This window comes from Shimia sp. MIT910701, from assembly GCF_047126315.1.
Taxonomy (GTDB): Bacteria; Pseudomonadota; Alphaproteobacteria; order Rhodobacterales; family Rhodobacteraceae; genus Shimia.
The window spans coordinates 847,183-871,254 of the sequence record NZ_CP138953.1 but is presented as its reverse complement, the minus strand read 5'-3'; the positions used below and the strand labels follow the sequence as shown (position 1 = coordinate 871,254).

Sequence of the window (24,072 nt, the reverse complement as noted above, 5' to 3'; positions counted from 1 at the left end):
TTCCTGCATGATCTAGCTGGTCAAGCACGCTCTGCTGTCGACAGCCAAAGAGGGACACGCGCCATGCAGTTTGATCTGACCGAAGAGCAGGAGATGATTGTCTCCACCGTTCGCAGCTTTGTGGAGAACGAGATTTACCCATATGAGGACGAGGTCGAGCGCACCGGCGAAATTCCCGAAGGTCTGGGCGAACAAATCAAACAGAAGGTCATCGACCTTGGGTTTTATGCCTGTAACTTCCCAGAGAAAGTTGGCGGCGCAGGCCTGAACCACCTTGAGTTCACCCTGGTGGAACGCGAATTGGGCCGCGGTTCCATGGCGCTCACACATTTCTTTGGCCGTCCGCAAAACATCCTGATGGCCTGCGAAGGAGAGCAGAAAGAGCGCTATCTACTGCCTGCCGTGCGCGGCGAACGTATGGATGCCTTAGCGATGACCGAACCGGGTGCCGGGTCCGATGTGCGTGGCATGAAATGCGCCGCCGTGCGCGATGGCGGCAACTGGGTCATCAACGGCAACAAGCATTTTATAAGCGGCGCAGAACACGCGGATTTTTTCATTGTCTTTGTCGCCACCGGCGAAGATCAAACCCCAAAAGGCCCAAAAAAGCGCATCACCACCTTCCTTGTGGACCGCGACACGCCGGGCTTCACGGTGCGCGACGGCTACAAATCGGTGAGCCATCGTGGTTACAAAAACATGGTACTGGAGTTTGACGACTGCCGCCTCCCCGACGCGCAAGTCCTTGGCGAAGTCGATGGCGGATTTGCCGTGATGAACGATTGGCTCTACGCCACACGCCTCACCGTGGCAGCCTTTTGTGTGGGCCGCGCCCGCCGTGCCTTTGACTATGCGCTCGACTACGCCGCCCAGCGCGAACAATTTGGCCAGCCTATCGGCAAGTTCCAGGGCATCGGTTTTCAAATCGCCGATATGATCACCGAGATCGACGCCGCCGACCTTCTGACACTCTCTGCCGCCGCCCGACTGGATCGCGGCCTGCCGTCTAACCGCGAAATTGCCTCCGCCAAGCTCTACGCCACCGAGATGCTCGCCCGCGTCACCGACGCCGCGATCCAGATCCACGGCGGCATGGGTCTGATGGATGACTATCCATTGGAACGCTTCTGGCGGGACGCACGGGTGGAACGTATTTGGGACGGCACCAGCGAAATCCAGCGTCACATCATCAGCCGCGACCTCTTGCGGCCCTTGGGTGCTTGATGGAACCCATTGTGTTGGGCGCGCGCCTACGGCACAACCTCGACACGCCATCGAGGAACCTGCCCCATGAAACCATCCGTCACCATCACCTATTGCGTCGGTTGCAACTGGCTGTTGCGCGCAGGCTGGATGGCGCAAGAACTGCTGTCCACCTTCAAAGACGATCTTGCTGGCGTGACCATTGCGCCTGCCGACGTGCCGGGAACCTACAAGGTCACGGTCAACGACAGCGTGATCTGGGACCGCAAGCGCGACGGGGGCTTTCCGGAGGCCAAAGAGCTGAAAAAGCGCCTGCGCGATGTGATCGAACCGGACCGCGATTTGGGGCACCTGGACCGCAGCAATTAAACGCAGCGCCATGCATCGTGGGGGCCAGCCCCCACACCCCCGGAGTATTTGCGGTCAGAAGAAGCCATGGATCCGCCCCCCGAAGAGTAGACATTGGCCGGGGGGCTTCTCCTGACGCGGCCATCGGCGCTCCCGCCTGTACCGCAGTTTTATATTTCCGCACCGTGGTTAACAAAGGGTTACCCACCAAAGGGGGCGGGCCTGGTGTTGCGGGGTTCATGCCATGACCCGCGACCTCTCCCGCCTAATCCGCCCAAAATCCATCGCCGTTGTCGGCGGCGGCACATGGTGTGCCGAAGTCATTCGGCAAACGGAAAAGATTGGTTTTGATGGCGCCATTTGGCCAGTGCATTCCAAGTCATCAGACGTGGCGGGACACAAAGCTTACCCATCCATCGACGCATTGCCCGCACCGCCGGACGCAACCTTCATTGGCATCAACCGCCGCGCCACGATCCCGGTTGTGCAAGAGCTTGCGGCCGCCGGCGCGGGCGGCGCGGTGTGTTTCGCGTCAGGATTTTCTGAGGCCATTGCCGAAGACGCTTCCGGAAATGATCTACAAGCAGACCTTGTGGCCGCCGCCGGTGACATGCCGATTCTCGGCCCCAACTGCTACGGCCTTATCAACGCGCTGGACGGCGCAGCGATCTGGCCGGACCAGCACGGCTGCGCACGGGTCGAAAGTGGCGTAGCAATCCTCACGCAAAGCTCCAACATCGCCATCAATCTCACCAACCAACAGCGCGGCGTGCCCATTGCCTATGTCGCCACCTGCGGAAACATGGCGCAACTCAACCAGGCAGACATCGCCTCTGCCGTCTTGGATGATCCACGCGTCACGGCGCTTGGCCTGCACATAGAGGGCTTCACCAACCTGCGCGCCTGGGAAGCTCTGGCTGCCAAAGCCCACGCCAAAGGCATCCCGGTTGTGGTTTTGAAAGTTGGCGCCAGCGCCGAGGCCCAAGCCGCCACCGTCAGCCACACCGCTTCCCTTGCCGGTAGCGATGCCGGTGCAGCCGCCCTGATCACACGTCTGGGCTTTGCCCGCGTGCACGACCTGCCGGTGTTTTTGGAAACCCTGAAGCTGCTGCACCTGTCTGGCCCGTTGTCCGCGCCCACCATCGCTTCAATCAGCTGCTCTGGCGGCGAGGCCAGCCTGATGGCCGACACGGCGCTTAACTCCGGCCTCACCTTCCCGCCCCTGAGAGACGAGCAGCGCACACAATTGGCCGACGCCCTCGGCCCCATGGTCGCCCTGGCCAACCCGCTGGACTACCACACCTACATTTGGCGGGATGCCGAGGCGATGGCCAAAGCTTGGTCTGCGATGATGACCAAGGATATCGGCCTCACCTTATCGGTGGTCGATTATCCCCCAGAAAACCGCGCCGATTGGGATTGCGCCACCGACGCCGCGATCAAAGCCCACAAGACCACAGGCCGCCCGATTACCGTGGTGGCTTCTTTGCCGGAACTGCTACCGCCCGATGTGACGCAAACCCTGATCGATGGCGGCGTGGTCCCAATGCACGGATTGCGCGAGGCCATCATTGCTGCTGCCGCAACCACGGAGATCACAAGCCCCGAGACCACGCCCTTGGCGCTGGCGCCTGCGGAACCGTCCAAAAGGCCTCAATTGTTGACAGAGCACGAAGCCAAAACCGCGCTCGCCGCCCACGGCCTAGACACCCCGCGCAGCGTTTCAGTGACCGACACGGGTACTCTCACCGAAGCCGCCAAAAGCCTCACGCCCCCTTTGGTGCTCAAAGGCCAAGGCATTGCCCACAAAACCGAAGCCGGCGCAGTTAAGCTCCATCTCTCAGCCGCTGACTTGCCAGCCGCTGCTGCCGACATGCCCACCGACCGATTCTTGATCGAGGAAATGATCAACGATGGCCTCGCCGAACTTCTCGTTGGAATAACCCGTGATCCAGCCCACGGCTTTGTGCTCACCATCGCCGCCGGTGGCACCCTGACCGAAGTGCTCTCAGACAGCGTCTCACTCCTGATCCCGGCCAGCCACGAGACAATCCGAGATGCCTTGTCATCACTCAAAATCGCCCCGCTGCTCACCGGCTATCGCGGCGCACCGCCCGCCAACATCACCGCCATCCTACAAGCCATCGACGCGCTGCAGGCCTACGTGCTTGCCAACCTCGACAGCTTGCAAGAGGCTGAAATCAACCCGCTGATCTGCACGCCCACCCGCGCGGTGGCCGCAGACGCGCTGATACGAAAGGACATGTCATGACTGACGGCCCGGTCAAAACCCGCTGCGACGGCGCAATTCTTGAGGTCACGCTGGACCGCCCTAAAGCCAACGCCATTGATCTTGTGACAAGCCGCGTCATGGGCGAGGTCTTTCGCGATTTTCGCGATGATCCAGACCTCCGCGTCGCCATCCTCACCGGTGGTGGCGAGAAATTCTTCTGCCCCGGTTGGGACCTGAAAGCGGCCGCAGATGGGGATGAAGTCGATGGCGATTACGGTGTTGGTGGCTTTGGCGGCCTGCAAGAACTGCGCGACATGAACAAACCGGTGATTGCGGCTGTGAACGGCATCGCCTGCGGCGGTGGCTTGGAGCTGGCACTGTCCGCCGACATGATCCTCGCCGCCGACCACGCCTCCTTTGCCCTGCCCGAAATCCGCTCCGGCACGGTGGCCGATGCAGCCTCGGTGAAACTGCCTAAACGCATTCCCTATCACATCGCCATGGAGCTCCTGCTCACCGGGCGCTGGTTTGACGCTGAAGAAGCGCTGCGCTGGGGGCTGGTGAATGAAATCCTGCCTGCTGACAAACTGATGGACCGCGCCTGGGAACAAGCCCGCTTGCTCGCCTCCGGCCCGCCTTTGGTCTACGCCGCCATCAAAGAAATTGTGCGCGACGCCGAGGATGCCAAATTCCAGGACGCCATGAACCGCATCACCAAACGCCAGCTGCGCAGCGTGGATGTGCTTTATGCCAGCGAGGATCAACTCGAAGGCGCCCGCGCCTTTGCTGAAAAGCGTGATCCGGTCTGGAAAGGCAAATAACTCCGTTTGCCTATTTCTACGGCAACCACACCGTTGTGAGCCAAATTTATAGCAGCCCCTCTTGTCCCCAAGCGCCTCGGGGGGCAAGGTGCGCCCATGACCAAGACCCTGCTTTCGCTAGGCCACGGCTACACCGCCCAGGCCCTCGCCACCCGTCTTCTTCCGCAAGGCTGGACCATACTCGGCACTTACCGCGATCCGGCACAAGAGGCCGACCTACGCGAACAAGGCATCACGCCGCTGCAGTGGCCGATCGACTTTGACACCGCCCTCAAAGACGTCAACCATGTGCTGAGTTCCATCCGTCCGGACAAAGAAGGCGACCCGGTGCTGCGACTGGGTAAAGACGCGCTCCTAAGAGCTGCGCCTAACCTCGATTGGGTCGGTTACCTTTCCACCACTGGGGTCTACGGCGACATGGACGGCGGATGGGTCGACGAAGACACCCCACTTGATCCCGACGGTCATCGCGGCAAGATGCGCGTACTGGCTGAGGCGGAATGGCAAGCATTGCCAGACTTGCCACTGCACATCTTCCGCCTCGCTGGAATCTACGGCCCTGGCCGCGGCCCCTTTGCCAAACTGCGCAAAGGCACCGCCCGCCGCATTATCAAGAAAAACCAGGTGTTCTCCCGCGCCCATGTGGATGACATCGCGCAGGTTCTGGAGGCATCCATGAAGACTCCCAATGTGGGCCAAATCTACAACGTCTGTGATGACAGCCCGGCCCCGCCGCAAGACATCCTCGCCTATGCCGCCGAATTGCTCGGCATGGACCCACCGCCGGAAATCCCCTTTGAAGAGGCGGAGATGACCCCGATGGCGCGCAGCTTCTATTCTGACAGCAAACGCGTGCGCAACACCCGCATAAAAGAGGAACTGGGGGTGGTCTTGAAATACCCCAACTACCGCGACGCTTTAAAAGCCATGCTGGACGAAGAGACCGCCACCTAGGCGCTTTCTCATTCCCCAAGTATCTCGGGGGTGCGGGGGGCTGGCCCCCGCTCCAGTCCTGTCTTAGGCAAGCGTGTTGTCTGGCGTTGTGATGCCGAGCGCGTCCAGCACCTTCGCCTCAATGTGCTCCGCATTCATTGCCGCCACATCGTACATCGCCTTCGGGCTGGCCTGATCAATGAAGGTATCCGGCAGCACCATTGAGCGGTATTTCAGCCCGCCATCAAACACGCCTTCGTCTGCCAATAACTGCGCCACATGGCTGCCAAAGCCGCCCACTGCGCCCTCTTCAATGGTGATCAGCGCTTCATGATTAGCTGCCAAATCTAGGATCATCCCCCGGTCCAAAGGCTTGGCAAACCGCGCATCCGCAATCGTCGGGGTGATGTCCTGCGCCGCCAGCCTCTCGGCCGCCTTCTTGGTTTCTTCCAACCGCGTGCCAAAGGACAGCAACGCAACCCGCTTGCCCGCCTGCACCACACGCCCCTTGCCGATCTCCAGCACCTCGCCCCGCTCCGGCAACTCCACGCCCACCGCTTCGCCACGAGGGTAGCGGAATGCGATAGGGCCATCATCATAGGCCGCCGCTGTGGCCACCATATGCTTCAACTCAGCTTCATCCGCCGCCGCCATCACCACCATGCCCGGCAGGTTCGCCAAATAGGCGATGTCAAAACTGCCCGCATGGGTGGCGCCATCCGCGCCAACCAGCCCTGCGCGGTCAATTGCAAACCGCACCGGCAGACGTTGAATGGCAACATCATGCACCACCTGATCATAGGCGCGCTGCAAAAACGTCGAATAGATCGCACAGAAGGGTTTCATCCCGCCCGCAGCCAAAGCGGCGGAGAAAGTCACTCCGTGCTGCTCGGCAATCGCCACATCAAAACACCGGCTTGGGTAGCGCTCAGCAAACAATTTCAGCCCTGTGCCATCCGGCATTGCCGCTGTTACCGCGCAAATCCGGTCATCCTCTGCGGCAGCCTCCAGGAGCGCTTGGGAAAACACAGACGTGTAGCTTGGGGCGTTGGATTTCGCCTTCTGCTGCTTGCCGGTGGAGACATCAAACTTGGCGGTGGCATGCCCCTTGTCATACGCCGCTTCTGCCGGGGCATAACCTTTGCCCTTTTTGGTGTTCACATGCAGCAATACCGGCCCAGTGGCCCGCTCTCGCAAACTGCGCAACAGCGGCAAGAGCTGGTCCATATCGTGCCCGTCAATCGGCCCGACATATGAGAACCCAAGCTGCTCAAACAGCGTGCCACCCATCGTCAGGCCTTTAAGCGCGTCGCGGGTCCGTTTGGCTCCGGTCCGCAATGGCTGAGGCAACAGGCTGGTCGCGGCTTTGGCAGCGGACTTCAGCTCCTGAAACGGCGCCCCTGCATAAAGCCGGGACAGATACACACTCAACGCCCCAACAGGCGGCGCAATCGACATGTCGTTGTCATTGAGGATCACAAACATACGCTTGCCCAGGTGACCGGCGTTGTTCATCGCCTCATAGGCCATGCCCGCCGTGATCGCCCCATCGCCAATCACCGCAATCACATCACCAAGACCACCGTCACACTCCCCGCCAAGATCGCGCGCCACCGCAAATCCCAACGCAGCGGAAATCGACGTCGAACTATGCGCTGCGCCAAAGGGATCAAACACGCTCTCACTGCGTTTGGTGAACCCGGACAGCCCGCCTTCCTGACGCAGGGTGCGAATCCGATCACGCCGGCCGGTCAAAATCTTATGAGGGTAACATTGGTGGCCCACGTCCCAGATCAGCTTGTCACGCGGCATGTCAAACACCGCATGCAGCGCGACCGTCAGCTCCACAACACCCAGGCCCGCGCCAAGATGCCCTCCGGTTTCACTCACCGTGGATATGGTCTCCGCCCGCAACTCATCGGCAATCTGTGACAGCTCGCTGTCTGAAAACCGTTTCAGGTCTTCAGGCAGGTTCACCTGATCCAGCAAAGGGGTGTGGGGTCTGGCAGCCATTGATGCGCCTTCCGTCAGTTATCTCGCGAGATAACGAACCGCGCCGCCTCCCGCAAGCAATCCGCCGCGTCGCCATAGACGTCCAATGCGTCACAAGCATCCGAGACCAGAGACTGCGCCCGCTGTTTGGCGCCATCCAAGCCCAGCAACGACACAAAGGTGGCTTTGCCAGCGTCGGCATCCTTACCCACCGCCTTGCCAACTTTCTCAGCATCGCCTTCCACATCCAGAATGTCGTCCGCAATCTGAAACGCCAACCCAAGGTCCAGCGAATAGCGCATCAACGGCTCGATATCGGCCTTGCCCATCACAGCGCCCGCAGTCGCAGACCAGGCAATCAACGCGCCGGTCTTACCAGCCTGAAGTCGCGTGATTTCTTCCAGCGTCAAAGGCACCGGCGCGGTTTCCGCCGCGATGTCCAACGCTTGCCCCAGTACCATGCCCTGCGCGCCAGCAGCCCGTGCCAATGACACCGTCAACTCGGCCCGCACAGCGGAATCCTCGTGACACTCATCGCGCGACACACATTCAAACGCCAAGGTCTGCAATGCATCTCCCGCCAGCACAGCGGTGCATTCGTCCCACTTGATGTGCGTGGTCGGCAGCCCGCGCCGTATGTTATCATCATCCATGCAAGGCAGGTCATCATGCACCAGCGAATAGGCGTGCATCGCCTCAATCGCCGTCGCCGGCCAAATCGCCTGTTTTGGGTCAACCCCATGCAACCGCGCGCTTTCCAGCACCAGAAACGCCCGCAGCCGTTTACCGCCTGCACTGGCATAGCGCATAGCGTCCACCACTGGCAAATCGCCAAACGGTGCCATCACTTCAAGCAAATGGGCCTCCACTTGCGTGGCGGCCTCTTTCAAACGTGTTTCAAACATCGCGGCCCCGCGGCTGAACAGTTGGCTTACATACCCTCAACCGGTGTCAAACCGGCCGGATTGCCATTGCCATCCAAAGTGATCGCTGCGACCTTTTCTTCGGCCTCTTTGAGCTTTGCTTCACAGCGGGCCTTCAACGCCGCGCCACGCTCATAAAGCGCAATGGATTTCTCCAGTTCAACGTCGCCGCGCTCCAACTGGCCCACAACCTGCTCCAGCTCGCGCATTGCCGCTTCAAAGCTCATCTCTTCCACAGGTGTGTCGCTCATCCGGCTCTCTCCATCAAAACCTCAACATGCGCCGCTACGGACGCTGCCAAAGCGTTCAGATCATATCCACCTTCCAAAGTCGAGACCACGCGCCCGTGACAGTGTTTCTCGGCCACATCACACAAGCGCTCCGTCAGCCAGACAAAGTCTTCCTCATTCCATTCCAACTGCGCCAAGGGATCATCCTTATGCGCATCAAAGCCTGCTGACAGGATCAGCAATTCCGGTTCAAACGCCTCCAAGGCCGGAAACACCTCCGCCTCATAGGTCGCCCGCATCAGCCGCCCGTCACTGTGTGGCGGCAATGGCAGGTTCATCACATTACCCTGCGCGCCAGTTTCCTCCGGCATACCGGTGCCTGGCCACAGCGGGTTCTGATGACTGCCAATGAACAGGCTGCGCGGTTCGTCCCACAACAGCGCCTGCGTGCCATTGCCATGGTGCACATCAAAATCCACCACCGCCACCCGGCTCAGCCCATGACGTTCCAGCGCATGTTTCGCCGCAATCGCGGCCGTACCAAACAAACAAAACCCCATGGGTTTGCTCTGCTCCGCATGATGCCCCGGCGGACGGCAGGCCACAAAGGCATTGCCCACCTCCCCCGCCAGCACCGCATCCACCGCCGCCAGACAGCCGCCAACCCCGTGCCGCGCCGCCAGTGTCGAGCCTGGCGACATATAGGTGTCTTCGTCCAACGCTATAATGCCGCTTGCCGGCTCCGCTGCTGTGATGGCCTCCAGATGGCTCCGGGGATGGCACAGCAGAATATCGGCGTCCGAACACTCCGGCGCCTCGCGCCGATCCAACCCGTCGAACTGGGCCGCCTTCAACGCCGCCTGAATATGCTCGATCCGCGCAACCTGCTCCGCATGGCCCGCAGGCGTCTGGTGCTGCAACGAACTCTGGTGACTGAACAACGCTGTGGCCATGCCACTCCCCCCCAAATTCTATGTGTTGTGCGTGCTACGCGGCCAGATCAGTCCGGCGCCAGCATGTACCCCGCCCCGCGCACGGTTTGCAGGAAACGTGGCTGTTTCGGGTCTTCCTCAATCTTGCGGCGCAAACGGGTGATCTGCACATCCACCGCCCGCTCCTGCGCCTGACCTTTGTCCCGGCCCAACTCCTCCACCAGTTTGCCGCGGCTGACGGCCTCGCCCGGTGTTTTCGAGAAGATTTTCATCAGCTGGCTCTCAGTGGCGGTCAGACGCACAGGCTCTTCGCCTTGCCACATCTCGCCCCGATCAATGTCATAGCGAATGCCACCCAGATGTAGCACCTTGGGCACCGTGGCGGCCTCATCCACCTCCGGCATCCGCCGCAGAATGGCATTGATCCGCAACAACAGCTCTTTTGGCTCAAACGGCTTTGCCAGATAGTCATCCGCCCCGGCCTCAAGTCCCGTAATCCGATCTTCGGTCTCACCCTTGGCGGTCAACAACATAATTGGCGTCTGCGAGGTCTCGCGAATGCCACGGGTCAGGCTCATGCCATCCTCACCCGGCATCATCACGTCGAGCACAATCAGGTCAAAATCCAGCCCTGACAGAATCCGCCGCGCATGCGCCGCATCGCGGGCGGCGGACACCAGAAACCCGTTGCGCATCAGAAACTTCCGCAGAAGTTCGCGAATACGCTCGTCATCATCCACAATCAGCAGGTGGGGATCGATGTCTTTCATTTGCCTGACTCACGCAAGGACAGATATTGCCGTTTCATTTCACCTTCCATCATCGCCTCAAGCACCCGCCGGAACCCGGCCACATCCTCCGGTCCCGCCTCCCGAAACGCCGTGCGCATTCGCACCCGCTGCGCGTCCGACAAACGATGCTCCAACGCCGTACCTTCTTCAGTCAGAAACAGGTTCCGCTCCCGCCGATCAGACGTGCCCACGCGACTTTCCACAAGCCCATCTTCGATCAAAGTGCGCAACACACGATTGAGTGACTGTTTGGTCACCCCCAGTATGTCGAGCAGATTGGTCACCGTGGTGCCCGGCGCGCGGTTGATGAAGTGAATCGCGCGATGATGCGCCCGCCCATAGGCCATGCTCTCAAGGATTCGGTCCGGATCCGCGGTGAAGCCGCGATAGGCAAAATACATCGCCTCAATCCCCTGCCGCAGCTGCTCATCGGTGAGATAAAGCAGGTTCTCACTCCGAATTGGATCGCTCATTTGGCCCTCCAGCATCACAATTGACAGGTTTGCCCGTCACAATACGTCAGCTTTGTTGACACTCCAAGCGCTAACTGGTAGCGAATCGCAGGATTTGCGCAATTTTATGACCGTTTCGGCCATATGGCGCGCAACAAATGAAAAACTGAAAGCCCTTTGGTAAGCGAAAGGAACGACCATGGCTGGTGCATATGACGATCGTGACGGCGTCATCTGGATGGATGGCGAGTTTGTTGACTGGCGCGAGGCCAAGGTCCACGTCCTGAGCCACGCGCTGCATTACGCAAGCTCCGTCTTTGAAGGCGAACGTGCCTACAACGGCAAGATTTTCAAGAGCCGCGAGCACAACGAACGCCTGTTCAAATCTGCCGAAGCTCTCGACATGCCGATGCCGATCTCTCTGGAAGAGTTGGAAGCGGCCAAGCAGGAAACCCTGAAGAAGTCCGGCCTTGAAGATGCCTATGTGCGTGTTGTTGTGTGGCGCGGCTCCGGGGAAGACATGGGTGTCGCGTCTGCGGCCAACCCTGTCCGCGTTGCCATCGCGATCTGGCCTTGGGGTGCCTACTATGGCGACGCCAAAATGCAGGGCGCCAAGCTCGACATCGCGGAATGGAAACGCCCAAGCCCGGAAACCATCCCGGTGCACGCCAAGGCGGCGGGTCTCTACATGATCTGCACCATCTCCAAGCACAAGGCAGAGGCCAAAGGCTGCTCGGACGCCCTGTTCATGGACTACCGTGGCTATGTGGCCGAGGCGACCGGCGCCAACATCTTCTTCGTGAAAGACGGCGAAGTGCACACGCCAACCCCGGATTGCTTCCTGAACGGCATCACCCGTCAGACCGTGATTGGCATGCTGAAAGACAAAGGCATCAACGTGATCGAGCGCCACATCATGCCAGAGGAACTTGCCGACTTTGAGCAGTGCTGGCTGACCGGCACCGCCGCCGAGGTGACCCCGGTAGGTCAGATTGGCGACTACACCTTTGAAGTGGGCGACATCACCCGCGACATCGCCGAGTCCTACGAGAAGCTTGTGCGCGCGTAAGCTGCACAAAAGATCAAATCGAAGCGGGGGCCAATCGGCCCCCGTTTTGCTTTAGGAGAAAAGCCCCGCGTAGCTTTCACGCAGCGCCTTCTTCTGCACCTTGCCCATTGTGTTGCGCGGCAGTTCCGGCAGGAAGATCACCTGTTTGGGCTGCTTGAATTTCGCCAGGCTCTCCGACAACGGCCCACTCACCTGCGCCTCCGTCAGCGTGGGATCAGAGCGCACCACGACAGCCACCACCGCCTCGCCAAAATCCGAATGTGGCACGCCGATGACCGCGCTTTCCAACACGCCATCCAGATCATCGATCAGCGACTCGATTTCCTTGGGGTAGACATTGAACCCGCCGGTGATCACCAGATCCTTGGAGCGCCCCACGATGGTCACATAGCCGTCCGCGTCCACCTTGGCCAAATCGCCCGTGATGAACCAGCCGTCCGGCAACAGCTCTTCCGCTGTCTTCTCCGGCATTTGCCAATAGCCTTTGAAGACATTGCGCCCGCGCACTTCCAACACGCCAATCTCACCCTGCGCCACCTCTGCGCCATCTGCGCGAATCCGCGCCTCGACACCCGGCAACGGGAAGCCCACGGTGCCCGCCCGTCGCTCGCGGTCGTAGGGATTGGAGGTGCTCATATTGGTTTCGGTCATGCCGTAGCGCTCCAGAATCCGGTGCCCGGTGCGCGCCTCCCATTGTTCATGCGTATCCACCAACAAAGGCGCAGAGCCGGAAATGAACAGCCGCATATTGGCCGCCAGTTCTTTGGTCAGCCGCGCGTCTTTCAACAGCCTTGTGTAGAAGGTTGGCACACCCATCAGGCTGGTTGCCTTGGGCATGGCGTCCCAAATCGCATCCGCATCAAACTTCGCCAGAAACACCACTGACGCCCCAGACAGCAGCGCCACATTGGTCGCCACAAACAGCCCGTGCGTGTGGAAGATTGGCAAGGCGTGGATCAGCACATCCTTTTTGGTGAACCGCCAGTAACCCCGCAATGTCTCTGAGTTGGACAGCAGGTTGTCATGGCTCAACATGGCCCCTTTGGAGCGCCCCGTGGTGCCCGAAGTATACAGGATGGCCGCCAGATCATCCGCGCCGCGCGCCACAGGCGCAAACCCCGTTTGACCATCCGCCAGATCGGTCAGGCTGCCCTGCCCAGCGCCATCCAGAGTGAGCACCGCTGCGCCCTTGGCAATTGGTGCAATCTCTTCCGCTTTGGCAGGATCGCAGACCACCACACGCGGGGTGGCATCTCCCAGGAAATAGGCCACCTCAGAGGTCGTGTAGGCCGTATTGAGCGGCAGAAACACGCCCCCCGCCATGACCGTGCCGAGATAGAGCTGGATCGCCTCGATGGTCTTCTCGACCTGCACCGCCACGCGGTCTCCGGGTTGCACCCCCTGCGTGACCAAAGCCGCCGCCATGCGCTCCGCCCCGGCAAACAGCCCGCCAAAAGTCACTTGGTCCTGCCCCGGCACCTCGGCAAACACCTCGCGCCCGCGCCCCTCGGCGGATGCGCTTAGCGCGGCAATCAAATAGTTGTCCTGATACATGGCGGCCCCTCCGTAGTTGGCACGGACCTTTCCCGCTCCCCCGCCAAAGATCAAGCCCGCCTTGTCATTCCAACGCCCCTGCGCCACAGTCCGGCCAACCCCAAGCACCGGACATCCTCATGCAGCCGCTCAAAGGCATTGCCTTCAAGATCACCGCCATTGCGCTCTTTTCCATCATGGCGGCCTTGATCAAAGCCACCGCCGACGAGGTGCCCGCCGGCCAAGCCGTTTTCTTTCGATCTTTCTTTGCGCTGTTTGTGATCTTCATCTGGCTCCTGCAGCGCGGGGAGATGCCGCAAGGCCTGCGTGTCACCAACGCCATGGGTCACGTCTGGCGCGGGGTGATTGGCACCACTTCGATGGCAATGAATTTTGCCGCGCTAGGGCTCCTGCCGCTGCCCGAAGTCACTGCCATTGGCTTTGCCGCGCCCCTGATGACCGTGATCTTTGCTGCCATGTTCCTGGGCGAAGAGGTCCGCGCCTTCCGCCTGACGGCTGTTGGCATTGGTCTTATTGGTGTTACGGTGGTGCTCTGGCCGCGCCTGACCATATTTGACGCGGATCAGGCCTCCGCCATGGCCACCGTTGGCGTCATGCTGGTGCTGGGTTCTGCCCTCTTCCGCGCGCTGGCGCAGATCCACATCCGCAAGCTGGTGCAAACCGATCAAACCTCAGCCATTGTGTTCTACTTCTCGCTCACGGCCTCGTGCTTGTCGCTGCTCACCCTGCCGTTTGGCTGGGTCATCCCGACATGGGAACAGGCAGCACTGCTTGTCACCGCAGGCCTCATCGGCGGCGTCGCCCAGATCATGTTGACCTCGTGCTACCGCTTTGCACCAGCTTCTGTGGTAGCCCCATTTGACTATGTCGCGATGCTGTTTGCCATCCTGATCGGCTACGTCTGGTTTTCCGAAATCCCGACACCTCAAATGCTGATCGGCGCGTCCATCGTGATCGCCGCGGGCATCCTGATCATATGGCGAGAACGGCAATTGGGATTGAAGCGCGGCAAAGCCCGCCCCGGTGTAACCCCGCAGGGTTAAGCCAGCTACGCCCAGCTTTCCGGCAATGTGCGCCCCAACTCGCTTGCCAAAACCTGTGCAAAGGCCCGCATTTCGGCCACCCGCTCCTCAGCCGTCAGCTTGCCTGCCACGGTCTGCAAGTCCTCCGGCAACCGGAACAGCTTCACTGGCCAATGATCCAGCGCCCAAGCGCTGTCATCAAGCGCGCGGTGCTCGGCAAAGGGGTCATTCTCGTCATACAACGCCCGGCCCAAAGCCCCGCCGACCGCAAAGGTGCGTGCAATGCCAATCGCGCCCAGCGCGTCCAACCGGTCCGCATCCCGCAGAATCCGTGCCTCCAACGACTTTGGCTTCAAGCCAGCAGAGAAACTATGGGTTGCAATCGCATGCTGCGCCGCTGCCACCTCGTGATTGCTAAAGCCATGGCTGCGCAAAATTGGCGCCGCTGCGCTTGCTGCCATGGTACTGGCCCGCGCCCGATGGGGTGAATCTTTGGGCAAGTTCACAAGATCATGCAGATAGCTCGCCCCCAGCAGCACACGCAAATCGGCCCCGCCTTCCGCCTCGGATAATGCCTGCGCTGTCGTCCAAACCCGATCCAGATGCGCCAAATCATGCGCGCTGTCCTGCGCCATGCGCTCTGCCGCTTCCGCGCGCAGAGCCTCTCTCAGGTCGCTCAGATCAACGCTGTCCAGCATCAGCCAATCTTGCCCTGATTCTCCCCCACCTGACCGCGATGCAGCAGCAAATGGTCCAGGATCACACAGGCCATCATCGCCTCGCCCACCGGCACCGCGCGAATGCCCACACAGGGGTCATGCCGACCTTTGGTGATCACCTCTGTTGGGCTGCCATCAATCCGGATCGACTGGCGTGGCGTGAGGATCGAGCTGGTTGGTTTCACTGCAAAACGCACCACCACATCCTGACCCGTCGAAATACCGCCCAAAATGCCGCCCGCATGGTTGGAGGAGAACACCGGCTGGCCGTCATTGCCCATGAAAATCTCATCCGCGTTCTCGGAACCCTTGAGCCCCGCCGCCGCCATGCCTTCGCCAATCTCCACGCCTTTCACGGCGTTGATCGACATCATCGCCGCCGCCAGATCGGTATCAAGCTTGCCATAGATCGGCGCGCCAATCCCGGCAGGCACATTGCGCGCCACAACCTCGATTACGCCGCCCACACTGTCATGCTCTTTGCGCAGCGCCTGAAGATAGTCTTCCCACTCCTGCGCCACGTCGGCGGCCTGCGGAATCCAGAAATCATTGCGATCAATCGCGTCCCAATGAAAGTTCTCGCGATCAATCTCCATCGCGCCCATCTTGGTCATATAGCCTTTGATCTCAAGATTGGGCGCAATCGCTTTGATTGCCTCGCGCGCAATGCCACCCGCCGCAACCCGCGCAGCTGTCTCACGCGCCGAGCTGCGCCCGCCGCCACGATAGTCGCGGTTGCCATATTTCATGTGATAGGTGATATCCGCATGTCCCGGACGGAAGGTCTGGCTGATCTCACCATAATCGCGACTGCGTTGATCGGTGTTTTCGATCATCAACTGGATCGACGTGCCGGTGGTTTTACCCTCAAACACGCCGGACAGGATCTTCACCGCATCCGGCTCATTGCGCTGTGTGGTGTTCTTGTTCTGACCGGGGCGTCGCTTGTCCAGCCAATGCTGCAGCATCGCCTCATCCACCGACACCCCCGGAGGGCACCCATCCACCGTCGCGCCCAGCGCTGGCCCGTGGCTCTCACCCCAAGTGGTGACGCGAAAAAGATGTCCAAAGCTATTCATCGACATGCGGCAACTCCCGTTTCACCGCACCTGTAGCGCCTTTGCCGCCAAGGGGGAAGTCAGCAGCGCGCGAATGCGGCGCGACGCCTCGCCAAAGCCACACTCGCTTAACAAGGGAAGCGCTTTTGGCCGCGCATGCTTACTGCGGTGCCTCATCCAAAAAGCACTGCACCTCAATCTGGTAGCCATTCGGGTCTTCGCAAAAGAAACTGTAGATCCCGAACCGCTCCAAAACCTCCAGCGCGCCACGCACAGTTGCCCCAGCCGCCGTCACCCGCGCATACCAGTCATCCACCGCCGCGCGATCCGCGACCAAGAGCGTGATCATGCTGCCTTTCGGTTCCACAACCCGCCCGTCAAAGGCCTCACACAGCCCCAACCGCGCTCCGGGCGCCGTCTCAAAAATCAGCGCAGTGCCCGCATCACGCACCAGTGGCAAGCGCAACACATCGCGATAAAAGCTCGCCGCCGTCGCCAGCTTTTCCGTGTAAACCCAAGTGATCTGCCCTGTGACGTCCGTCATTTCAATCGCCCCACAATGCGGCCTATGAAGATCGCCACAAACATCGTACCGACAATGGCCTGCATGCCAGTCAATATCCGCGTCAGGCTCGCCGCAGGGGTGATCTCGCCATAGCCCACCGTGGTCATGGTAATCATCGAGAAATACACAAACCCGGCTTTCTGCCCCGCGATATCTTCGGGCATATTGAATGACCCAGGATAGGCCGCCTCAATGCGCCAATAGGCCAGCCCCCAAAGCATCGCGATCAACAGGTAGCCAAACACCCCGCTCGACAGCCGCTCATATTCCGAATGCACCGGAGCAAACAGCTGGCGAAAGCTGATGATCATTGAGCCAAACAGCATGAGTGCCGCCAGGGCATACAACCCGCCATTTACGGTCATGCCGAAAAACTCCGCCATGATCAGCAGCACAAACCAGGCCATCACCGGCACGGCCATGGTGATGCGCAAAAACGTGTTGCGCTCGGTGGCTCCAACAACCCCAAGAAACAAGAAGCTCAGCCCCCACAACCCGGCCGTGCTGGCCCAGCCGTAGCGGTCATCCAACCCATCCAGCAGCATCAGCAACACCAGCAAGCCCAACAAAATCGCCCAGCGATGTTTCTGGAAAAACCCTTCGGGCGCTAAAATTTCACTGTTGCCATTCACTTTTTTATTCCTCAAATCACCTCTGCCCGTACAAAGATGCCGCCATAACAACCGCATAAGCCACAATTTCAGGCCAGCCTACGCGGAATTTGAACAATTTGGGAAGTACTCGATATGGATGAAAGACGTTTGATTGATCTGGGCATTCGCCTTCTGTTCCTCGGTGTGTTTGCCTTCGCTGCCTTCACCATTATCCTGCCACTTTCTGGCATTGTGGTCTGGGCCATCATTCTGGCGGTCGCGGTCTACCCCCTGTTTGACTGGCTCTCGAGCAAACTTGGCGGCCGTCGCGGCCTCGCCTCCACCCTGATCACCCTGCTGGGTCTGGCACTCACCATTGGTCCACTCTGGGCCTCAGTGAACAGCTTTTTCGCCCACTTCAACGAACTCAGCGACAAACTGAAAACCGGCAAGCTTGACCTACCTCCCGCCCCCGAAGGACTAAGCGAGATCGCCCTGGTCGGCCCCAAAGCCACCGAAATCTGAAACCTGTTCAACAACAACCTCGCCGTCGCTTTGGATCGTTACGGCGATGTGGTGCTGGGCTTTGCTACCACCATCGGCGGCGCGGTAGCGGGTCTGAGCTTCCAGTTGCTGGCCATGGCGCTGTCGGTGATTGTCATGGGCATGATGCTCTCCCCCGGGCCAAAACTCGGCGAGATGGTGCAGAAATTTGGCAACCGTGTCTTTGCCCCCAAAGGCGGTGAGTTTGTCGAAATGGCCGCCGCCACCGTGCGCAACGTGTCTCGCGGCGTACTCGGGGTGGCCGCGCTGCAGGCTGGCCTCATGGGCATTGTCATGATGCTCTTTGGCATCGATGCCGCTGGTCCCCTAGCAGTTGTCGTGCTGATCCTCGGCATTATCCAGGTTGGCCCCACCATCGTTGTGATCCCGCTGGTGATCTGGGCTTGGGGCTCCATGGGCACCGGCGCCGCGCTCTTGTTCACCGCCATCATGATTCCGCTCATGTTGATGGACAACTTCCTGCGCCCGATCTTCATCGCCAAAGGTCTCAACACCCCGATTCTGGTGATCCTCGTAGGCGTCATCGGCGGCGTGCTCTCCGGCGGCCTGATCGGCATCTTTGTTGGCCCCGTGATCCTGTCGGTCTTCTATGAACTTGTGGTTGCTTGGATGGAGGCCGACGTGGCTGAAGAGATCGAGGCTGACGCCGAAGCGCTGGAGGAAGCTCGGAAATGAAACGCACCTTCTGGAGCATCCTAGGCCTGCTGTTCATTGTTGTGGCCTGGTACCTCGCCGCAGACCGCATCACGCCCTTCACCTCCAACGCACGTGTGAAAGCGATCATCACCCCGGTCACCCCGCAGGTGTCTGGCACGGTCATCGAGATCAATGCCGAAAACGGCGAGATTGTCGAAGCGGGCACCGTAATCGCCCGCATCGACCCGCGCCAGTTTGAAATCCAGAAACAAAGCGCCGAAGCGGAACTGGAACGCGCCACACAAGACGTGGGCGCCGACAGCGCCGACGTCAGCAGCGCCCAAACCCGCGTGACCCGTGCACAGACCGACCTGGAAACCGAACGCCTGCAATCCGCCCGTGTGTTTGAACTGGAGGAAAAAGGCCTCATTGCTGTGGCCAAAGCCGACGAAGCCCGCCGCCGTCTGGCGGACGCGGAATCTGAGCTGGAACAGGCACAGGCCGATCTGGAAAGCGAACAGAAAGCGCTCGGCAGCACCGGGCAAGACAACCCGCGCATTCAGGCCGCCTTGGCCAAACTCGCAGATGCCGAGCTGAAACTCAGCTGGACCGAACTCGAGGCCCCCGCCCGGGGTGTGCTCTCCGATCTGGACATCGCCGAGGGCAACTACGCCAAATCCGGCCAAAGCCTGATGACCTTCATCGACGCCAGCAACGTCTGGGTCGAGGCTTATATGACCGAAAACAATCTCGGCAACATCAAGAAGGGCGACCCGGTGGATGTGGTGCTCGACATGCATCCCGGCAAAATCTTCAAAGGGGAGGTGGTCAGCCTCAGCGCCGCCAGCTCCGATGGCACCAAGAGCAAGCCGGGTGAACCCACGGACATCCCCCGCGCCAACGGCTGGCTCCGCGCCCCGCAACGCTTTGCCCTGCGCATCATTCTGCCAGGCTACACCGAAGGCGACGAAACCGACGACGTGCGGTTTAACGTGAATGGACAGGCGGATGTGATTGTCTACACCAACGACAATGCCTTTTTGAATTTCATTGGCGGCGTCTACATCAAACTGGTGTCCTGGCTGTCGTATGCCTATTGAGGTCGACCCAGCCCTCGAACGGCGTGGCCTGCGCTTGGCAACCGGCGTGTCCGGCAGCTTTGCGCTCGCCATCCTGATCGGCTGGCCCCTGGCAACCATTTTCACCGTCTTCGCCGTGCTGTTCTTGCAGGCGCCCGGCCCGATGCCGCCCATCGCCATCCGCACGTTGTTCCGGCAGGCGGTGGTGTTTCTGGTCGCGTCTTGGGTCTTCTCCACCGCGCTTGCGCCCTATCCTGTGGCCTTCCTCATGGCCCTCGCGCTCGCCGTGGCAACCTGCTTTTACTGGTCCACCAAAGGTGCCGGGATGCTCAGCGTTGTGCTGGCCCTCATGGCCGCGCTGATGTTGCCAACTCTGGTACTCACGTCTCAGGACCTCGCGCTGGTTCTGGTGATCTGGATCCCAATCAACCTTGTGCTGGCGTGGCTCTGGACCGTGGCGATGTTCCACTTCTTCCCGCCCACGCCCCAAGGCGTCGCCGCCGCAGCCAAACCCGACGCGCCGCATTATGACCCAAACCGGCTGGTGCTGCGCATGTCGCTGGTCACCATCCCCTTTGCGATCTACTTTTACCTTGTGGGCAGTGGCGCGCTGGTGACGCTCTTATTTGTCGCCATCCTGTCGCAACAACTCTCCGCCGCCACCGCTGCTGGTCCAATCGTTGCGAAAAACATGATGAAGGCCAACTTCATCGGCGGACTGGTCGCGATCGCCTGCTACGAACTCACTGTCATTGCACCCCTGATGCTGACCGCATTGCTTGCCTTCGCCGTGGCTGCTTTCCTGCTGTCCTACTGGTTCATCTCGGACCGCCCAGATGCTTCCATGGGCGGCACCGCCCTAACCACCACAGTGATCTTGTTTGGCGGCTCCATCGCCCCCTTTGGCAAAGATGCCGACGTGAAAATGATCGACCGCCTTGTACAGATCGGCAACGCACTGATCTTTGTGCTGATCGCCTACATCGTGGTGGACGCTTTCTTCCCGCTCGATCCGGAAAAGCGGCAACGCCGCCGCCGGGGCCTACGCGGCCTTTTGCGTCGCGCGAAGACCTGACATGCGCTGAGGCCGGTTGCAGCCAGACTCAAGTTGCGTTTACATCGCGCCAGCGAACATCTTCACAAAGCAACGGCTTGAGGCAGGCACCATGGACATCCGCGCAATTGGCATGGGGCTGCTCTTTGCCCTGATCTGGTCCTCTGCCTTCACCTCCGCCCGCATCATTGTGGCCGACGCTTCGCCTCTGATGATTTCCTCCCTGCGCTTTGCCATCGCGGGCACCATCGGCGTGATCATCGCCCGTGCCTTGGGCCAATCCTGGCACCTCACACCAGCGCAATGGCGCGCCACCATCATCTTTGGCCTCTGCCAAAACGCGCTCTATTTGGGCCTGAACTTCAACGCGATGACCACCATCGAGGCTTCGCTCGCGTCCATTATCGCCTCCACTATGCCCCTGATCGTCGCTCTGCTCGGCTGGGCTGTCAAAGGCGAGAAACTCAGCCCCATGGGCACCATCGGCCTCATCGTCGGGTTTGGTGGGGTGCTGTTGATCATGGCGGGCCGCTTAAGCAACGGCGTCGACCTCTTCGGCGTCCTGCTCTGTGTCATCGGCGCACTGGCTTTGGCCATTGCCACCCTCGCCGTGCGCAACGCGTCCTCCGGCGGCAACGTGATCATGATCGTTGGCCTGCAAATGTATGTCGGCGCAATCACGCTCTTCTTTGCTTCACTTGTGTTTGAAACATGGACGGTCAACTGGAACCCCAAGATGCTGATCGCCTTCATCTACACCATCCTCGCGCCGGGCCTCTTCGCCACCTGGATCTGGTTCGCGTTGGTTGCCCGCATCGGCGCGGTCAAAGCCGCCACCTTCCACTTCCTCAACCCTTTCTTCGGCGTTGCCATCGCCGCCATGATCCTTGGCGAAAAGCTGGGTTTCTGGGACATCGTCGGCGTCGCGGTGATCTGCGCCGGCATCCTCGCCGTGCAGCTTTCGAAACAATCGCACACGGCCAAGTGATCCCGCGGCACCACTCTTTGACATGACACTCTCGACTGCGCTTGGCACAAGAGAGGCATGGAATACCTCTTTGCATATGGCGCGGGTCTGCTGACCCTGATCAACCCCTGCGTGGTGCCGGTTCTGCCCATCGTGCTGACCAGCGCCCTGCAGGCCTCCCGCCATGGCCCCGCCGTTTTGGCCCTCGGCATGAGCCTCAGCTTTGTGGTGTTTGGCATGGCTGTGACCGTCTTTGGCCACGCCATCGGCCTGACGCCGGAAACGCTTTCCAAGGCTGGCGCCGTCCTGATGATGGGCTTCGGCGCGGTGCTGCTGGTGCCACAATTCTCCAGCGCCTTCTCCACCGCCACAGCCGGTGTTGCCGCCTCCGCGGACAGCACGCTCAACGCAGTAGACCACACCAGCCTGCAAGGCCAATTCCTCGGCGGCCTGCTGCTCGGTCTCGTCTGGTCCCCCTGTATCGGCCCCACGTTGGGTGGCGCGATTGCATTGGCCTCCCAAGGCGAAAGCCTCACCCACGCCACGGTCATCATGATTGCCTTTGCTGCTGGCGTCTCCACACTGATCTTTGGCCTTGGCTATGGCGCTCGCTCGGCCCTTGGCAAACACCAAGCCACCTTGCGCGCCATTGCTGCCAAATCCCGCCCCATCCTTGGGGGCGTGTTCTTCCTCACTGGCCTCGCGCTGTTTTTCAATGTCCACCACATGATCGAAATCTGGCTCTTGGGTGTCCTGCCCCCCTGGCTGCTCGATCTCTCTGTCGCCCTTTAAAAGGAGTTCCCCACATGCACCGTCGCACTTTCCTTGCCTCTGCTCCCGCCACGCTGGTCCTGCCAATGGCCGCCCGCGCCGCCACAGACTACACCCCGGGCCTCGTGAAAAAGCACCTCGCTGCAGGTGACACCGTGTTTCTGGATTTCAAAACCGAGTGGTGCACCACTTGCGCCGCACAGGAACGCGCCATTGACGCCCTCTTGCGCGAAAATCCCGCCTACAAAGACGCCATCACCTTCATCAACGTGGACTGGGACCAGCACAGCAACTCCGACCTGGCCCGCGAGCTGAAAATCCCACGCCGCTCAACACTGGTGGTGCTCAAAGGCGACCAAGAACTTGGCCGTATCGTCGCCGGCACCAACAAATCCAAGATCAAAGACCTCCTGGACACCGCCCTAACCGCCGCCACAGCCTAACCCATCTGGATCACGCCAAATGTTGCACCGCGACACGTCGGCGTGATCCCCTCTTTTCAAACCCCCGTATCCTCCCATATGCCTGAACACAGGACACTTGGCCCCGTAACTCAAGCGGCCAAGGGAAGGAGACGCGCATGACCAAATACACCCGCGACACAGACGTGATCGCCACCCTCACCGACGAACAATTCTGGGTCACTCAGGAAAACGGCACCGAACGCCCCGGCTCCGGTAAACTTTTGCACAACAAAGAACCCGGCATTTATGTCGATGTGGTCTCCGGCGAACCGCTCTTTGCCAGCTCTGACAAATACGAAAGCGGCTGCGGCTGGCCCAGCTTCACCAAGCCGATTGAGGCCGCCCACGTGACCGAGCATCACGACAGCACCCACGGCATGATCCGCACCGAAGTGCGCTCCAAACACGGCGACAGCCACCTTGGCCACGTCTTCCCCGATGGTCCCCAGGATCGTGGCGGGCTGCGCTACTGCATCAACTCCGCTTCGTTGCGGTTTGTGCACCGCGCCGATATGGAGGCCGAGGGCTATGGCGCCTATCTCGATCAAGTAGAGGAGATCGACCAATGAGCGAACGCGCAGTACTGGCAGGCGGCTGTTTCTGGGGCATGGAAGACCTGATCCGTAAAATGGACGGCGTTCTGAGCACACGCGTCGGCTACACCGGCGGCGATGTCCCAAACGCGACCTACGAAAACCACGGCACCCACGCCGAGGCCATCGAGATCATCTTTGACCCGGCCAAAACCTCGTTCCGCAAACTCTTGGAATTCTTCTTTCAGATCCACGACCCGACCACACCAAACCGTCAGGGCAACGATCTGGGCATGTCCTACCGCTCGGCGATCTTCTACACCGACGCGGACCAAAAAGCGGTCGCGGTAGACACCATCAAAGACGTTGACGCCTCCGGCCTCTGGCCAGGCAAAGTGGTGACCGAAGTGGAACCGGTCAGCGATTTCTGGGAAGCCGAAGAGTACCACCAGGACTATCTGGTGAAAAACGTCGGCGGCTACACCTGCCACTTCGCCCGCCCCGATTGGGTCCTGCCCAAACGCAACGGCTAAGTCAAACAATTGGGGCGCAGCCGCGCTGCGCGC

At 60.4% G+C, this 24,072-nt stretch carries 25 protein-coding genes and 1 pseudogene; 15 read left to right on the top strand and 11 right to left on the bottom strand.

Features of this window, described 5'->3' with window-relative positions; genetic code table 11:
• Positions 1 to 63 precede the first annotated feature (63 nt).
• The 5 genes from SIB38_RS04165 (at position 64) to SIB38_RS04145 (ending at position 5,559) form a co-directional block, all read left to right on the top strand.
• Positions 64 to 1,224: an acyl-CoA dehydrogenase family protein gene (locus SIB38_RS04165; RefSeq protein ID WP_294116698.1), complete on the top strand. Its 1,161-nt coding sequence runs from the start codon at positions 64 to 66 to the stop codon at positions 1,222 to 1,224.
• Between the two features lie 66 nt (positions 1,225 to 1,290).
• Positions 1,291 to 1,572 (top strand): SelT/SelW/SelH family protein, encoded by a 282-nt coding sequence (locus SIB38_RS04160; RefSeq protein WP_294116699.1) that lies wholly within the window; start codon positions 1,291 to 1,293, stop codon positions 1,570 to 1,572.
• Between the two features lie 223 nt (positions 1,573 to 1,795).
• Positions 1,796 to 3,823 (top strand): acetate--CoA ligase family protein, encoded by a 2,028-nt coding sequence (locus SIB38_RS04155; protein ID WP_412551482.1) that lies wholly within the window; start codon positions 1,796 to 1,798, stop codon positions 3,821 to 3,823.
• Complete coding sequence (locus SIB38_RS04150) at positions 3,820 to 4,605, top strand: carnitinyl-CoA dehydratase (RefSeq protein WP_294116701.1); 786 nt, start codon at positions 3,820 to 3,822, stop codon at positions 4,603 to 4,605. Before SIB38_RS04155 ends, SIB38_RS04150 begins: the two co-directional genes overlap by 4 nt.
• 96 nt (positions 4,606 to 4,701) lie before the next feature.
• On the top strand, positions 4,702 to 5,559 hold the full coding sequence (locus tag SIB38_RS04145; protein WP_294116702.1) for an SDR family oxidoreductase: 858 nt from the start codon (positions 4,702 to 4,704) through the stop codon (positions 5,557 to 5,559).
• A 63-nt stretch (positions 5,560 to 5,622) separates the two neighbouring features.
• Here SIB38_RS04145 and dxs read toward each other — a convergent pair whose 3' ends face one another.
• The 6 genes from dxs to SIB38_RS04115 are packed head-to-tail and all read right to left on the bottom strand — an operon-like array spanning position 5,623 to position 10,879.
• Positions 5,623 to 7,551, bottom strand: a complete 1,929-nt coding sequence (gene dxs, locus SIB38_RS04140; protein ID WP_294116703.1) for a 1-deoxy-D-xylulose-5-phosphate synthase — start codon at positions 7,549 to 7,551, stop codon at positions 5,623 to 5,625.
• Between the two features lie 14 nt (positions 7,552 to 7,565).
• Complete coding sequence (locus SIB38_RS04135) at positions 7,566 to 8,435, bottom strand: polyprenyl synthetase family protein (RefSeq protein ID WP_294116704.1); 870 nt, start codon at positions 8,433 to 8,435, stop codon at positions 7,566 to 7,568.
• A 26-nt stretch (positions 8,436 to 8,461) separates the two neighbouring features.
• Positions 8,462 to 8,704: an exodeoxyribonuclease VII small subunit gene (locus SIB38_RS04130; RefSeq protein ID WP_168590799.1), complete on the bottom strand. Its 243-nt coding sequence runs from the start codon at positions 8,702 to 8,704 to the stop codon at positions 8,462 to 8,464.
• A complete protein-coding gene (locus tag SIB38_RS04125) occupies positions 8,701 to 9,636 on the bottom strand; it encodes a histone deacetylase family protein (protein ID WP_294116705.1) in 936 nt (311 codons plus the stop codon). The genes SIB38_RS04130 and SIB38_RS04125 overlap by 4 nt, the downstream gene beginning before the upstream one ends.
• Before the next feature lie 47 nt (positions 9,637 to 9,683).
• A complete protein-coding gene (locus tag SIB38_RS04120) occupies positions 9,684 to 10,385 on the bottom strand; it encodes a response regulator (RefSeq protein WP_412551481.1) in 702 nt (233 codons plus the stop codon).
• Positions 10,382 to 10,879 (bottom strand): MarR family winged helix-turn-helix transcriptional regulator, encoded by a 498-nt coding sequence (locus tag SIB38_RS04115; RefSeq protein ID WP_294116707.1) that lies wholly within the window; start codon positions 10,877 to 10,879, stop codon positions 10,382 to 10,384. Before SIB38_RS04115 ends, SIB38_RS04120 begins: the two co-directional genes overlap by 4 nt.
• 178 nt (positions 10,880 to 11,057) lie before the next feature.
• Here SIB38_RS04115 and SIB38_RS04110 point away from each other — a divergent pair, with 178 nt between their 5' ends.
• Positions 11,058 to 11,927, top strand: a complete 870-nt coding sequence (locus SIB38_RS04110; RefSeq protein ID WP_294116708.1) for a branched-chain amino acid aminotransferase — start codon at positions 11,058 to 11,060, stop codon at positions 11,925 to 11,927.
• A gap of 51 nt (positions 11,928 to 11,978) precedes the next feature.
• On the opposite strand, the gene SIB38_RS04105 is transcribed toward SIB38_RS04110, so the two are convergent.
• Positions 11,979 to 13,481: a malonate--CoA ligase gene (locus tag SIB38_RS04105; RefSeq protein WP_294116709.1), complete on the bottom strand. Its 1,503-nt coding sequence runs from the start codon at positions 13,479 to 13,481 to the stop codon at positions 11,979 to 11,981.
• Between the two features lie 119 nt (positions 13,482 to 13,600).
• Here SIB38_RS04105 and SIB38_RS04100 point away from each other — a divergent pair, with 119 nt between their 5' ends.
• Entirely contained in the window at positions 13,601 to 14,524 is a 924-nt protein-coding gene (locus tag SIB38_RS04100; protein ID WP_294116710.1) for a DMT family transporter, read from the top strand.
• A gap of 5 nt (positions 14,525 to 14,529) precedes the next feature.
• On the opposite strand, the gene SIB38_RS04095 is transcribed toward SIB38_RS04100, so the two are convergent.
• From SIB38_RS04095 to SIB38_RS04080, 4 genes are all read right to left on the bottom strand, one after another.
• Positions 14,530 to 15,201: an HD domain-containing protein gene (locus SIB38_RS04095; RefSeq protein ID WP_294116711.1), complete on the bottom strand. Its 672-nt coding sequence runs from the start codon at positions 15,199 to 15,201 to the stop codon at positions 14,530 to 14,532.
• Entirely contained in the window at positions 15,201 to 16,307 is a 1,107-nt protein-coding gene (gene aroC / locus SIB38_RS04090; RefSeq protein WP_412551480.1) for a chorismate synthase, read from the bottom strand. Before aroC ends, SIB38_RS04095 begins: the two co-directional genes overlap by 1 nt.
• Before the next feature lie 133 nt (positions 16,308 to 16,440).
• Positions 16,441 to 16,824 carry a VOC family protein gene (locus SIB38_RS04085; protein WP_412551479.1) on the bottom strand — a complete coding sequence of 128 codons (384 nt, stop codon included), beginning with the start codon at positions 16,822 to 16,824 and terminating at the stop codon, positions 16,441 to 16,443.
• Complete coding sequence (locus SIB38_RS04080) at positions 16,821 to 17,477, bottom strand: potassium channel family protein (protein WP_294116714.1); 657 nt, start codon at positions 17,475 to 17,477, stop codon at positions 16,821 to 16,823. The genes SIB38_RS04085 and SIB38_RS04080 overlap by 4 nt, the downstream gene beginning before the upstream one ends.
• A 114-nt stretch (positions 17,478 to 17,591) precedes the next feature.
• Between SIB38_RS04080 and SIB38_RS04075 the strand changes: the two are divergent.
• The 8 genes and pseudogenes from SIB38_RS04075 to msrA all read left to right on the top strand — a co-directional run bounded on the left by SIB38_RS04075 (position 17,592) and on the right by msrA (position 24,039).
• Positions 17,592 to 18,677, top strand: a pseudogene (locus tag SIB38_RS04075) (AI-2E family transporter).
• Positions 18,674 to 19,738, top strand: a complete 1,065-nt coding sequence (locus SIB38_RS04070) for an HlyD family secretion protein (protein WP_412551478.1) — start codon at positions 18,674 to 18,676, stop codon at positions 19,736 to 19,738. The pseudogene SIB38_RS04075 and the gene SIB38_RS04070 overlap by 4 nt, the downstream one beginning before the upstream one ends.
• Positions 19,728 to 20,792 (top strand): DUF2955 domain-containing protein, encoded by a 1,065-nt coding sequence (locus SIB38_RS04065; protein ID WP_294116718.1) that lies wholly within the window; start codon positions 19,728 to 19,730, stop codon positions 20,790 to 20,792. Before SIB38_RS04070 ends, SIB38_RS04065 begins: the two co-directional genes overlap by 11 nt.
• 91 nt (positions 20,793 to 20,883) lie before the next feature.
• The gene (locus tag SIB38_RS04060; RefSeq protein ID WP_412551477.1) at positions 20,884 to 21,759 is read left to right on the top strand and encodes a DMT family transporter; all 876 of its coding nucleotides are present in this window, start codon (positions 20,884 to 20,886) and stop codon (positions 21,757 to 21,759) included.
• A 57-nt stretch (positions 21,760 to 21,816) separates the two neighbouring features.
• Entirely contained in the window at positions 21,817 to 22,530 is a 714-nt protein-coding gene (locus SIB38_RS04055) for a cytochrome c biogenesis CcdA family protein (protein ID WP_294116720.1), read from the top strand.
• Positions 22,531 to 22,544: 14 nt separating this feature from the next.
• Positions 22,545 to 22,952, top strand: a complete 408-nt coding sequence (locus SIB38_RS04050) for a thioredoxin family protein (protein WP_412551476.1) — start codon at positions 22,545 to 22,547, stop codon at positions 22,950 to 22,952.
• Positions 22,953 to 23,089: 137 nt separating this feature from the next.
• The gene (gene msrB, locus SIB38_RS04045; protein ID WP_294116722.1) at positions 23,090 to 23,542 is read left to right on the top strand and encodes a peptide-methionine (R)-S-oxide reductase MsrB; all 453 of its coding nucleotides are present in this window, start codon (positions 23,090 to 23,092) and stop codon (positions 23,540 to 23,542) included.
• On the top strand, positions 23,539 to 24,039 hold the full coding sequence (msrA, locus tag SIB38_RS04040; RefSeq protein ID WP_294116723.1) for a peptide-methionine (S)-S-oxide reductase MsrA: 501 nt from the start codon (positions 23,539 to 23,541) through the stop codon (positions 24,037 to 24,039). Before msrB ends, msrA begins: the two co-directional genes overlap by 4 nt.
• Positions 24,040 to 24,072: the final 33 nt, after the last annotated feature.